The organism is Mesorhizobium kowhaii (genome assembly GCF_003253745.1).
GTDB lineage: Bacteria > Pseudomonadota > Alphaproteobacteria > Rhizobiales > Rhizobiaceae > Mesorhizobium > Mesorhizobium kowhaii.
In genome coordinates, this window is the sequence record NZ_MZXV01000013.1 from 978,713 (window position 1) to 991,020 (window position 12,308).

Genomic DNA, 12,308 nt, shown 5'->3' on the forward strand with positions numbered 1-12,308 from the left:
TGTCATGAACAATGGCGATGTCGATCTGAACCTTCTCGCGGCGCTGGATGCGCTGCTCGCCGAGGGCAGTGTGACAGGGGCGGCCCGCCGCCTCGGCCTGAGCACATCGGCGATGAGCCGGACGCTGACACGACTTCGGGCCGCGACAGGCGATCCGCTGCTGGTCCGCGCCGGGCGCGGACTTGTGCCGACACCGCGCGCTGCCGAGTTGCGCGATCGCGTCCGTGCGCTTGCGCGGGATGTGCAGGCGGTGCTGCGGCCGCAAATCACCGACGTGGACGTCGCCTCACTCGACCTGACATTCACCATACGTGTCAGCGAAGCCTTCCTGGAATTTCTGTCCGGTCCCGTCGTGACCGCCGTCACCCAGGCAGCGCCACGCATGCGCCTGCGTTTTGTAGCCAAGCCCGACAAGGATGCGCGCCCGCTTCGGGAAGGTCTCATTGATCTGGAGATCGGCGTGCTTGGAACGTCAGCGCCGGAGATACGCACCCAATTGCTGTTCCATGACAGGCTTGTCGGCGTGGCCCGGATCGGGCATCCGCTATTGGGAGCAGTGGTGACGCCCGAACGATATGCGGCCTGCAACCATGTCGTGGCGTCCAAGGAAGGGGACAGGATCGAGACGATCGATGGCGCTTTGGAGAAGCTTGGCCTTGGACGGGCTATAATGGTTGTCGTGCCCGGCTACCCGGATGCAATGCGGATCGCGCGCCAATCGGATCTGGTCGCGGCCGTGCCGCGTTCGTGTCTTGGCAACACAATGGCAAGTGACCACGCCGCCACGGCGGGTCTCGAGAGCTTCGAGCTTCCGCTGCCCGTGCCGGAGTTCAAGATATCGGCCATGTGGCATCCTCGCATGGATGCCGACCCGGCGCATCGCTGGCTGCGCGACACCGTGATGTCCGTGTGCCGGGCAGCCTATCCGCGACGGTGAGGTTACGGCGAGGTCGAGAAACCCCGATAGCCCAAGTCTTCCACTGGTCGATCGTCGCCCAACCTAAAGCGCGTCGCGTCTGAATGGATTCAGACGACGCGCCTTAGGTCTTTGTTTTATGCATGTCGTTCTCCCAAAACCGGGGCCACTTTTGGGCGACATGCATTAGCTTATGGATATTTTGTCGTGGCCGGGGGGCTCGGATCGCCCTCGAGTTCCTTCGGCAGTGGCAAACTTGAGCACTGCAAATGTATTTCGCGGGCGAAGATCTTTCGCTCCTTTTGCTCGTGCTCTTTGATGGCCGCTGCGAGCCCTAATCCGTAGGGGCCAAGGAAGATACCGGTCCCCCAACCGGGATGCTCTTTTTCGCGAGCATCATAGTTCGAAGCGTCAACACGGGCCTGTTGGCACTCCGGCGATACCCATTTCGGGTCTTGCGTCGAAAGCGACGCTCCATAATCGACCGGAGAGCTCACACATCCAGTTACTGCCGTGGCCAACGCGACTAACACTGCAAGTCTCATCCCGGGTCTTCTCCACAGCATTTTCGAGAGTACATAGAACCCTCCTCGCGACAAGGGGACCGCTGCGATGAGACTGGGGAAATACAGTTCCCGGTACCATCGATTTACCGAGGGGACATGAATGTCTGTTCTGGCGCACGTGCTTGTTCTGGCTGCTGAGCCGAACGGCAACGTCCCACCCATCTCGGCCATTTCCGGCAGCCAGCCGATTGAGTTATGATCCTTGCCCCATCCCGATGGATTCGGGATGGGGCCTTATCTCTTGTTTTGAGCATGATCTCCAGCGAAAAGCCGTTCCGACTCTTCGGACCATGCCCCCGCGCGCTCTACCGGTCGACCATCGCCATGGCGCGGCCGGGATGGCGCGGGCCGGAGATTTTCGCGGCGCCGGTGCTTCGTCGAGTGCGGCCATCTCGCGCCATCCTGATAAATGCCCCGCAGCCAGTGACGAGCAACTCGTCACTGGCGAAAGTTGCACGCCGGCTCAATATGCCCGATCATGACCGTTGGCAGGGGAGAAACCAAGTGACGGCCAATCGTCGAAACGGCACGGCGTCTCCGGCTCAAGGGTTGGAGGACATTCTTTCGGCCGCAGCGCCCCGCCCGCGAACGTCATTGCCCAATGTGGCGACCACCGTCACGACGGTGGCGGCGCTGTATTTTGGGCGCGAGGTTTTCCTGCCGATCGCCATCGCGCTGCTGCTGACCTTCGCGCTTGCGCCGCTCGTCTCGGCGCTCAAACGGGTCGGCATCCCCAGGATTGCGGCTGTCATCGCCAGCGTGCTCAGCGCTTTCGCGGCACTTGCCCTGTTCAGCTTCATTGTCGTCACGCAGGTCAGCGAACTGGCGCAGAACATCCCGGTCTACCAGACCAACATCCTGACCAAGATCCGGTCGCTCAAGGAAACCGGTGTCGGGGGAGGGATCATTGCCAAATTGAGCCGCGTGGTCGAGCGTGTCGGCCAGGAGATCGACAGGCAGGACGCGTCGCTGCCGGCCGCCACGCCGGAAAAGCCACCACGCGAGCCGGTGCCCGTCGAGATCATCGCGCGCGAAAGGCCGCTCGAGGTCCTGCAGAACATCGTCGGCCCGCTGATCAGCCCGCTCGGATCGGCCGGGCTGATCATTGTCGTGGTTATCTTCATGCTGCTCGAACGGGAGGATTTGCGCGACCGCTTCATCCGGCTTGTCGGTTATGGCGACCTTCACCGCACCACCGAGGCGCTCCAGGAGGCCGGCAAACGGGTGGGCCGCTATCTGCTCATGCAATTGGTCGTCAACATCGTCTACGCCATACCGATTGCAGCCGGACTGTGGATCCTCGGCATTCCGAACGCACTGCTCTGGGGGCTGCTGGCGCTGGCGCTGCGTTTCGTTCCCTATATCGGCCCGGCCATCGGGATGCTGCTGCCGCTGTTCCTGGCGCTGGCCGTGGCACCCGGCTGGTCGCTGGTCCTGTGGACGGCCGCCCTGTTCGTGGTGATGGAGCTGGTCACCGGCAACGTCGTCGAACCCTGGCTCTACGGTTCGCGAACGGGGCTGTCGCCGCTGGCGATCATCGTTGCGGCCATCTTCTGGACGTGGCTCTGGGGGCCGCTCGGACTGATCCTGTCAACGCCGCTCACCGTCTGTCTGGTGGTGCTGGGCAGGCACGTGCCGCAGTTTGAATTCCTCGACGTACTGTTCGGCAACGAGCCCGTGCTCGAACCCCATGCGCGCCTCTACCAGCGGCTGCTGGCTGGTGATCCGGAGGAAGCCACCGACCACGCCGAGGAGATGCTGGAAGAGAAATATCTTTTCGAATTCTACGACAAGGTGGCCATTCCGGCACTTCTGCTGGGCGAGCGCGACCGTGTGCGCGGCGTCATGGGCGACCTGCAAAGGCGGCAGGTGGCGGCCAGTGCCCTGACGCTGGTGGCCAACCTCGACGACGACGCGCAACAGGAAGCGGCCGAGGAGGATGTCCCGCCCGAGGCCGGGGAGCCGGGCGACCATGACGATGCCGCGGGCGCGGACGAGGCCGACCTGCCCGATGGCACGGATATGTCGGTGCTGTGCGCCGGCGGGCGTGGCGAACTCGACGATGCCGCCGCGGCGATGCTTGCGCAGGTACTGGAAGTGCAGGGCGCGACAGTGTCGAAGGTGGGCTTCGCCGACATCGACCCTGCGAACATTCGCCGCCTTGAGCTCGATGCCATCGACACGGTCGTGGTCGGCTTCCTGAACCGGGATTCCGTCAAGCACGCGCGTTTTCTGGTTCGCCGGCTGAAGCGTGCGAAGGCCGCACTTCGGGTGGGCATCGTGTTCTGGTCGGAGACCGGCAATGACGACAAGGAAACGGCCGAGAAGCTTGCCCATGACATGAACGCGGATTTCGTGGCCCATGGCATGGTCGACGCCGTGGTCGGCGCGCTGTCAAACGAGCCGCCGGTTGCCGTCAAGCTGATCGCCAAACGCCGTATGCGCCGGCAGCGGGCCGCCCCCAAAAAGGTTCAGGCCGCAACCGCGAGCTAGGGTCGTGTGCGTTCACTCCGGCTTGGTGGTCCAGGCAGCTATCTCCGATCGGCCCATCAACGTGCCGCCGGCACCGACCTCTGAAAGGATACGGTCAGCGAGTGTAAAGGGGTCGACCTGCGAAGCTGCCACGATCCCTAGCCTCGCCATGGTCGGCAGTAGTGTCTCCACGAGATCGGTCACAAGGTGCACAACGTCAACTGCCTGTGGTCCTGACGAGATGACCGCCTCCAACCTCAGGATCGGCGAGGATAAACCAGCCTCTTCAAACAGAGAGGCAAGTCGCGCACCAAGGCGCACCTGCGCTCCCGCCCCTCGATTGTACGGCTGAGCCACCCGCATACCTGATCGTATGTTGGCGAGGGGGGCGACGAACGAGCGCCATCCCAGTCAAGTTCGTGGAATACGACGACCCCACCAGGCCGCAAATGACGGACGATCTGTCGAAGCGACTGTGCTGGATCGGGTATGAACTGGAGAACGTAGCGACCAACTATCGCATCGAATGGTTCGTCAAAAATCAGTTCAGCCGGATCGCCGTGTCTGAAGGAGATTCTGCCTGACTCGGCATTCTTGGCGCGCAGTTCCGCCCGTTCGACAGCTGCAAGGGCAAGGTCAGTTCCCACAACCTCGCCAGTCGGTCCAACGAGTTCGCTGCAGAGAAACGCGACATCGCCGGCCCCGCTGCCTTATCGAGGATGCGCATACCTTTTGCGATCCCGGCAGCTTCCAGAAAGCGACGCGTGATCGGATCGATCAACCGCGCCTGGGTACTGAGGCGGCGCAGTTCCGCCTCTGCATGCCCCAGCACGTAGTCAGTATCGTTCATCGAGACCCCAATGTGCCTAATTCTAGCACGGATCGCGACGTTCGCTACGTCCAGCGCCAGTGTCTCGACTTGGCGCCACTTTCTCGTTCCAATCGACGAGACGAATGGCAGCATTTGACCCGATCCCGCCATTGCGGATAGCCGGCGAGAACGTCGCGAGAGGGTGGTAAAGCGGCCAGGGGTCACTGACTCAGTAGGCTTCGATTGTCAGAATTGCGTTCTGGAATCGCTTGGCCGCAAGGTCCTCAGGCGTAATCCAATATTGAAGCGGCCCCATCTCCCCGACGGTCCAATTGAGCGCCATATCCGGCCCAAGTTGAAGCAACAGCAGGTAGCGGTCCTTCATCTCGTCGGCTGCGACCTGGACGACTTCACCCTTGCCAAGCATCTGATGGCTACGGGACAGGTGACGGGGAGACAGGGCGGCTACGACGTCAGGGCCTATGAGGGCTGCCCCGTCCGGATCTGTCAGTCCCCCCTCGGCGCCTTGGATCGCCGCGATTGAAAGCCAATCATTCATCACCAGCGGAAGTTGACGGCGATGCGGCCGCCGTGCCGAAGATGACGGCATGCCGTTGACGCGCAAGTCCTCCAGGAAGGCTAGGATTTGTTGCTTCAGCTCGGGAGGAGGTGCGTCATATTCCTTCAGTCCGGCATGAACCGTCGGAAAGAATGCGTTGAACATCTTCGAACCGAACGCCGACAGTTCGCGCTGCACCACCCGTAGCCGCTTGGCCTCCGGATCATCTTCGGCAACATCGCCAAGCGCCTTCAGTTGTGCCGTGACATCGGCCGTCTCTTCGCGGTGATAGGCCTCCACAAGCTTCCGAACGATCCGCGCAGAATGCCAATTGGCCGGAAATCCCGGGTACGGCGCCCAAAGCGTGTCTTTCGGCGCATGATGAGCGGAAAGCAGCGGATCCGGGGCGATTTGCGGACCGTAGAAGGCCTCAACCCTTTCGGTCCGAATTTTGTCCGCGACCTCGAAAGCATGACCTTCGCCCGCGCGCGCCGCGACTTCGGCGTCGGTCGGCTCCTCGATCCAGGCAAACTCGACCTCGACCCGATCATAGTGAGTTCGCTTGCCCCGCAAGATTTCGTCAATCGGATCCGATCCCAGAATCTTGGCGGTGAAGGGCATGTCAAGCGGCTGCCACTTCTGTGTCACGTGACGCGGTTCATACCGCGTCACGAAGTGCATCGCGTCCGCCCCAAACGTGTCGGACATCGGCGCGAAGAAATAGAGGTAGCCCTTTTCGGGCAGCAGATCTCGTCCAGGTCCCGGTGGCAGATCCGAACAGTCAATTTGCGCCATGAAATTGAGGCGCTCGAGCAATCCCTTCCGATTGTGAACCGTCGGCCAGTCGAATTCATCGGGGACAATCGGCAGCCCGCCAAAATAGCTCATGCTCCGTTGGGGAAGGCGCGGCGGAAAGACGTGTTTGATCGCAAGGCGCGCGGCTTGCCCGCGTTCGATCGCTTCGCGGCCATCGACGGAAATCGGCGGGATCTTGCGCTCGACATGCGCTTTGAACTTCGCCTTGCGCTGGTCGTCGCTGTCCTTGGCTTGCTGCTGTATTTCGGCGATCAGCTTTTCTGCTGCAGAGTTAGACCGGGGCGATGCAGCATGGGCCGCTTGAGACGATGCCAGCGTGCGCTGACGCGCCTTGCCGACCGGCAAGGCGGAACTGTCCCGAGCGTCGTTTGACGGTTCGGTTGCATCGGCGAGTGGGGAAGAGGTTCTCTCACGCCTTGGCTGTGGCTTGCCTTTTGAAGCCGAACCGGAAAACAGCCCGGCAATGCCTTTTCCTCCGCGATAGATCAGGCTGCCAACGATCAAGAGCATCGCCCCGACCACAAGCAGCGGCATCAGCTTTTCCATGACGCTTACCCCCCATCGTCAGCCTGCCGAAACCAAATTATTGCCGTCATATGGGGCGTTGCGCAAGCAAGGGACCATACCGATCCTCAACCCGTTCGCCTGATATGGGTCGGATCACGACGTTCCCGATCGGCCATCCATGAGCACCTGGCGCGTAGCGGCCTTTCGGACGAGCGGTTTCGAATGTCCGTTTCCCACACTTTGCAGTCGTTCCGTTGCGAGCGTCGCTTGCTCGAGCTGCGTTGGTCAGGGGGCCATTGGTGGTCAGGGGGCCAATGGTATTTTTAATGGAACGCTAATATACATGGACGCTCGAAGGAGCGGCGCCTGCCAGATACCTGAGGAAGGCCATGCGAAGATTCATCTTCACGGCAATGTGTATCGCCGCCGCAACAGCCGCCAGCGCCCATGATTGGTACGAAAACAAGTTTGACCCGCAGACGAAATTCAAGTGTTGCGGTGGTTCCGATTGCCGTGCCATACCGCGCTCTTCGGTGCGGATGAGGGTCGACGGCGGTTACATTTACCTGCCGCACAATTTCATCATCCCACGGGACCGTGTACAGGAATCCCCAGACGATCAATACCACATCTGCGAGAATACCTACGTCGTAACCAATCAGCTGTATTTGCGTTGTTTTTTCGCACCTCGTGTGAAGATCTCTCTACTTCACCCAGGCTAAGCTAAATACTGCGCGTCTCTGCCGGGATCGGCATCGGAAAAGGTGCGCGGCCGTGGCAAATTCGGTCGCGCCGCTCGCTGCCCTGAACGGATGTTCGCGTTCGCTACGGGAAAGCATCCGATAGCGGATTGTTCGCTTGTGGCGCTTAGCGGCCTTTCCGACGAGGCTTCGAATGTCGGCTTCCCACCCTGCGAGAACTGCAAATCTCGACTTGTTTCACCGCAAGGCCGCTGTGAGCGACCCGGCAAGCCTCAACCGACCTGAATGCGGCGGGTCACCTGACCGTTACTCTCCCAGTAGGTGTGTTTCTTGGCAATCCACGGATCGCTCATCGCCGGCTGGATGTTGCCGCTTGTATCGATCGCGCGCGAGGTGACGGTGTGCTCCCCGGCGGAAGGCTTGGGCCAATCGAGAGACCACATCTTCCAGGCGAACTCCGCCTTGTCGGTGCCGTCGATGGTCGCCGGCATCCACGGCCCATCGTCGATCTTCACCTCGACCCGGTCGACCGGCGCGCCCCAGGCGGCGCCGACGATCCGGTAGTCGTTGCCGATATGGGTAACCCGGGCCGGCGCCGATTTGAGCCTTGCCCGTCCGACGGAGGTTTCCACCCACACGGTCTCGCCGTTATGGTCTTCCTCGCGGACCGTGACGTAGTCGCGTCCCATGAACCGGCTCTCGAAGCGCTGTTCGCGCACGTCGATGCGCTTGAGCCATTTCGCGTTCGCTATCCCGTACCAGCCCGGCGCTATCAGCCGCAGCGGGAAGCCGTTGTCGGGCGGCAAGGGAGTTCCGTTCATCTCGTAGCAAAGGATGTTTTTTGGATCCATGGCGTCGGCGAGCGACATGCTGCGCGCGAAATTCTGCTTGAACGTGACCTCGTCGGCTCGTTTGATCTCGCCTTCGTCGGCGCCCCAGAAGACGACCTCGATGCCACTGTCGAGGACCCCGGCCTCCTTCAGGATCGGGGCGAGCGGCGTACCCGCCCAGCGCGCATTGCCGATTCCGCCGTTGAAAAACGGCAGGCCGGTATTGCCCGAACATTCGATCGTGAAGGTGACTTCCTGGCGCGGCCGGGCCTTGATGTCGGCAAGCGTCAGGACCAGCGGCTTTTTGACCAGGCCGCCGATTTCCAGCTTCCACGCGCTTTCCTCGATGGCCGGCCGGTTGAAATGCGCGATTGAAAAGAACTTGTCGTTGGGCGTTACCCAGGAATCGAGGTCCTCCCAGACGAGCTGATTCTTGATGACCTGCGGAACCGGGTTCGGCGGCAGCTGATCGAGCCATTTGACGACTTCCTCGCCGGGGCGGCTTGGAAAGGCATCGGCGTGGCGGGTAGCGAAGAAGGCCGCCAGGCCCACAAGTGCTGCGCTGCCGTTGGCAATGAATTCTCGACGTGGAATCTCCTGCATGAAGGCGTCCTCCCCGTTGGGCGACCGGCCTACCGGATGAGAAGCTGAACCGGTCAGTTTGTATTTTGTACCGGTCAATACAATATTTGTACATTATTTGTACCGGTACAAAACCGAGTTCATTCCCAGTCGGCATCAAAGTCAAGACGTTTTTTGAACCGGTCCGAATCGTGATACGAGGCAGCCATGCGAAGAGCAGTCACCCTCTTGGATGTCGCCAGAGCCGCCAACGTTTCGAAGACGACGGTGTCGAATGTTTTCAGTTGGCCCGAACGCGTCCGCCCGGCGCTGCGCGCGCGGATCGAGGCGGTTGCGCGCGAGCTTCACTATGCCGGCCCGGACCCGAAGGGGCGGATGCTGAGTTCCGGCAAGGTCAATGCCATCGGCGTGGTGCCGATTGGCAACTTCGGCATCACCTTGTTCTTCACGCACGAGTACGGCAACGCTTTCCTCGGCGGTGTCGCCCATACATGCGAGGAGCGGGGCGTCGGACTGTCGCTCGTCTCGGGCCGGGCGAACGAGTGGGGCATCAACGACGCCCTGGTGGATGGCTTCATCTTCGAGAGCGCCGAGCAGATCGATCTGATCGAGCCGGCCCGGCGTCGCCGATTGCCGGTGGTCGTGTCAGGCGTCGCCGGTCCCGACATCACGTCGATCACCATCGAGAACCGCAAGGGGGCGAGAGAGGTGACACGCCACTTGCTGGAGCTCGGCCATCGCCGCTTCGTGATCGCCTCCGTCATGTGGCAGTTTGTGCCGCCGGTCTTCCACCCTCCGACCGGGGCTCCTCGTCAATTCGTCGCGGTCGGTCCGCCGATCCTCGAGCGCATGGCAGGCGTGGCCGATGCACTAGCCGAGTTCGGCCTCTCATTCGATGACATGCCGGTCATGGAAGGATGCGGCACGCCGGAGGAAGAGGCAGCGTTCGGCAACGGTCCCGGTATGGCCCTCGACCTGGCGCCCGAAGCGACCGCTGTCATCGCGCTCAACGACGGCGTTGCCTTGAACATAATCGAGCAGGCCAAAAAGCGCGGCCTGTCGGTGCCGCGGGACCTGTCGGTCGTGGGCTTCGACGACGTCGCCGGTGCGGCGCGATCCGAGCCGCCGCTGACCACAGTGCACCATTCGGCCTTCGAGAACGGGCGGCTCGCGGCTTCCCTGCTTCTCGACGGCGGCCCGCCACGTCACGTGGTGATGCCCGTCAAGCTGGTGGTACGCGCCTCGACCGCACCACCCCGAAAGTAGCCGCAGCTCGAAGCGGCAGCGCGTCGGCCATAGCTGCATCAGAAGATCGCCCTGCGGAAATGCAGTCGGCTAGCTTGCCGGCGGCCTTCAAGAACTGCATCGCGATGCCTCTAGCCTGGCATCAGGGGTGTGGAACGCCGACAGACACGCAGGGCACCCTTAGCCTGCAAAGGCGCAACTCGGTACAAGAGGGACGACCATATCTCGGCGGAAACAACTTGAAGAAACGCTTCGCTACTCATAGCATGCCAGGCCATGGTGAAATCTGATCAGGAGGTCAGTGGAATCGGTCGGGTTTTTGAGCCAGTGCAAGGTAGGGAGGATAATTATGGCTTCCGAAGTACAGGCAAACAACGGCGTTAACGTCGAGGCGCTGCTCAGCGCCCGCGAAGCGCTTACCAACGCCCCGGAGGCCGCGCAGTTCAAGTGGCGCGCGGCCTGCGAATGGAAGGATGGCACACACAGCCACTCGACGGTCGAAAGTTTCTACGGTCTCGGCCAGGACCAGCACCGCAAGACCACCTTCGCATTCGATGCGGACCATCCGGAGGTCTTCGCTTCCTTGGATCAGGGCGCCACGCCTGTCGAATACGTGCTGGTCGGACTGGCGAGTTGCCTGACCGCCGGCATCGCCGCGGTTGCCCAGAACCGGAACATCCAGTTGAAGTCGGTGAAGGCGACCATCGAAGGCGACATGGATATCGCGGGCATACTCGGCATCGACAGCGACGTCCGCAACGGCTTCAGCGGCATCACGGTGAGGTACAACATCGACGCCGACGCCAAGCCCGAGGACATCGAGGCTCTCGTCGCTCAGTCGCAGAAGCGATCGGCGGTCTATGACATTGTCACCAATCCGACGAACGTCACGGTCGTGGTGAATTGAAAGGCACTTCGAGCCGTAGACTCTCCTGATAAGAGGGCGCGATTAGTTCCGTCACGACAGTAATCGTCGGTGCAGGGCACGCGGGGCTCGCGATGAGCCGCTGCCTCGCGGAGCGCTCGATCGACCATGTGCTGCTGGAGCGCGGCGAGATCGCCCATACCTGGCGCACCGAGCGATGGGATTCGCTACGGTTGCTCACCCCGAACTGGCAGAGCCGGCTGCCGGGCTTCCGCTATGACGGCGACGACCCCGACGGCTACCGGACGATGCCTGAGGTCATCGACTTCCTCGGGAACTATGCCAAGGTGATCTCGGCTCCTGTCAGAACACACACGACCGTTACCTCGGTTCGCAGCGACGGGGCGGGATATCTCGTGCGCACGGACCGCGGCGAGTGGCGGTGCCGGACCGTGGTGCTGGCGTCGGGCGCGTGCAACATCGCGCGCCTGCCCGATTTGGCTGCCCGCGTGCCTCCGTCGGTCGCCATGCTGACGGCACAGTCCTACCGCAATCCGGGGCAGGTCGCCGACGGTGGCGTGATGGTGGTGGGCGCGTCGTCGAGCGGCACCCAGATCGCACAGGAGCTGCAGCGTTCGGGGCGTCAAGTGACCCTGTCGGTGGGCGAGCACATCCGGGCGCCCCGCGTCTATCGCGGCAAGGACCTGGAATGGTGGATGGACGCCGCCGGCGTGCTCGACGAGCGTTACGACGAGGTAGACGACATCAGGCGGGCGCGACGGGTTCCTTCGCTGCAGCTTGCCGGCACACCCGACCGCACCACCCTCGACCTCAATGCGCTGGTCGACCTCGGCGTCAGGCTCGTCGGCCGTCTCGCCGGCATCACCGAAGATGGCAAGGCCCAGTTTGCGGGGTCGTTGCGCAACATGTGCGCGCTTTCCGATCTCAAGATGGCCCGGCTGCTCGACCTCATCGACGAATGGGCGCGCGCCAACGGCCTGGACGCTACGGTCGAGCCGCCGGATCGCCCGCCACCGACCCGTGTCGAGGACAACCCGCCGCTCGGCATCGACTTCGCCGCAGGCGCGATCAGGACGATCATCTGGGCCACCGGCTACCGGCCGGACTACTCCTGGCTGGAATTGCCGGTCCTCGACCGCAAAGGTTACGTCCGGCACGACGGCGGTGTTGCGGAACATCCGGGCATGTACCTGATGGGGATGCAGTTTCTGCGCCGCCGCAAGTCTGCGCTGATCGACGGCGCCGGCGACGACGCGCGTGATCTCAGCAACCATCTGGCATCGTACCTCGGGCAAAATTCAATCTGCTAATGCATGTCGCTCAAAAGTGGCCCCGGTTTTGAGACAACGACATGCATACAAACAAAGACTTAAAGCGCGTCGCATGAATCCGTTTCGACGCGACGCGCTTTAGCAGA

General features: G+C 62.2%; 9 protein-coding genes and 1 pseudogene. 5 read left to right on the plus strand and 5 right to left on the minus strand.

The annotated features are described in order from the left end of the window. The first annotated feature begins 4 nt into the window (after window positions 1–4). Entirely contained in the window at window positions 5–937 is a 933-nt protein-coding gene (locus B5V02_RS07300; RefSeq protein ID WP_111543462.1) for a LysR family transcriptional regulator, read from the plus strand. Between the two features lie 170 nt (window positions 938–1,107). Here the strand turns inward: B5V02_RS07300 and B5V02_RS41445 are convergent, their stop codons facing one another. Continuing rightward, window positions 1,108–1,461: a hypothetical protein gene (locus B5V02_RS41445; RefSeq protein ID WP_111543805.1), complete on the minus strand. Its 354-nt coding sequence runs from the start codon at window positions 1,459–1,461 to the stop codon at window positions 1,108–1,110. A 525-nt stretch (window positions 1,462–1,986) separates the two neighbouring features. Here B5V02_RS41445 and B5V02_RS07310 point away from each other — a divergent pair. Then, window positions 1,987–3,975, plus strand: a complete 1,989-nt coding sequence (locus B5V02_RS07310) for an AI-2E family transporter (protein ID WP_167458390.1) — start codon at window positions 1,987–1,989, stop codon at window positions 3,973–3,975. A 236-nt stretch (window positions 3,976–4,211) separates the two neighbouring features. On the opposite strand, the pseudogene B5V02_RS42625 reads toward B5V02_RS07310, so the two are convergent. The 4 genes and pseudogenes from B5V02_RS42625 to B5V02_RS07335 all read right to left on the minus strand — a co-directional run. Further along, window positions 4,212–4,604 (minus strand): annotated as a pseudogene (locus tag B5V02_RS42625) (class I SAM-dependent methyltransferase); the annotation flags it as partial. Continuing rightward, entirely contained in the window at window positions 4,496–4,804 is a 309-nt protein-coding gene (locus B5V02_RS41450) for a hypothetical protein (protein ID WP_245445750.1), read from the minus strand. The gene B5V02_RS41450 and the pseudogene B5V02_RS42625, both read right to left, overlap by 109 nt. 190 nt (window positions 4,805–4,994) lie before the next feature. After that, complete coding sequence (locus B5V02_RS07325) at window positions 4,995–6,686, minus strand: DUF1963 domain-containing protein (protein ID WP_111543465.1); 1,692 nt, start codon at window positions 6,684–6,686, stop codon at window positions 4,995–4,997. A gap of 934 nt (window positions 6,687–7,620) precedes the next feature. Next, entirely contained in the window at window positions 7,621–8,781 is a 1,161-nt protein-coding gene (locus tag B5V02_RS07335) for a sulfite oxidase (protein ID WP_111543467.1), read from the minus strand. A gap of 186 nt (window positions 8,782–8,967) precedes the next feature. Here B5V02_RS07335 and B5V02_RS07340 point away from each other — a divergent pair, with 186 nt between their 5' ends. From B5V02_RS07340 to B5V02_RS07350, 3 genes are all read left to right on the plus strand, one after another. After that, window positions 8,968–10,026: a LacI family DNA-binding transcriptional regulator gene (locus tag B5V02_RS07340; RefSeq protein ID WP_111543468.1), complete on the plus strand. Its 1,059-nt coding sequence runs from the start codon at window positions 8,968–8,970 to the stop codon at window positions 10,024–10,026. A 328-nt stretch (window positions 10,027–10,354) separates the two neighbouring features. Continuing rightward, on the plus strand, window positions 10,355–10,912 hold the full coding sequence (locus B5V02_RS07345; protein WP_111543469.1) for an OsmC family protein: 558 nt from the start codon (window positions 10,355–10,357) through the stop codon (window positions 10,910–10,912). A gap of 62 nt (window positions 10,913–10,974) precedes the next feature. Continuing rightward, window positions 10,975–12,201, plus strand: a complete 1,227-nt coding sequence (locus B5V02_RS07350) for an NAD(P)-binding domain-containing protein (RefSeq protein WP_281004919.1) — start codon at window positions 10,975–10,977, stop codon at window positions 12,199–12,201. Window positions 12,202–12,308: the final 107 nt, after the last annotated feature.

Bases quoted from the DNA above. Each gene is read 5' to 3' on its own strand.
- B5V02_RS41445 (WP_111543805.1), bottom strand. From the start codon at position 1,461: ATGAGACTTGCAGTGTTAGTCGCGTTGGCCACGGCAGTAACTGGATGT.
- B5V02_RS07300 (WP_111543462.1), top strand. From the start codon at position 5: ATGAACAATGGCGATGTCGATCTGAACCTTCTCGCGGCGCTGGATGCG.
- B5V02_RS07335 (WP_111543467.1), bottom strand. From the start codon at position 8,781: ATGCAGGAGATTCCACGTCGAGAATTCATTGCCAACGGCAGCGCAGCA.
- B5V02_RS41450 (WP_245445750.1), bottom strand. From the start codon at position 4,804: ATGAACGATACTGACTACGTGCTGGGGCATGCAGAGGCGGAACTGCGC.
- B5V02_RS07340 (WP_111543468.1), top strand. From the start codon at position 8,968: ATGCGAAGAGCAGTCACCCTCTTGGATGTCGCCAGAGCCGCCAACGTT.
- B5V02_RS07345 (WP_111543469.1), top strand. From the start codon at position 10,355: ATGGCTTCCGAAGTACAGGCAAACAACGGCGTTAACGTCGAGGCGCTG.
- B5V02_RS07325 (WP_111543465.1), bottom strand. From the start codon at position 6,686: ATGGAAAAGCTGATGCCGCTGCTTGTGGTCGGGGCGATGCTCTTGATC.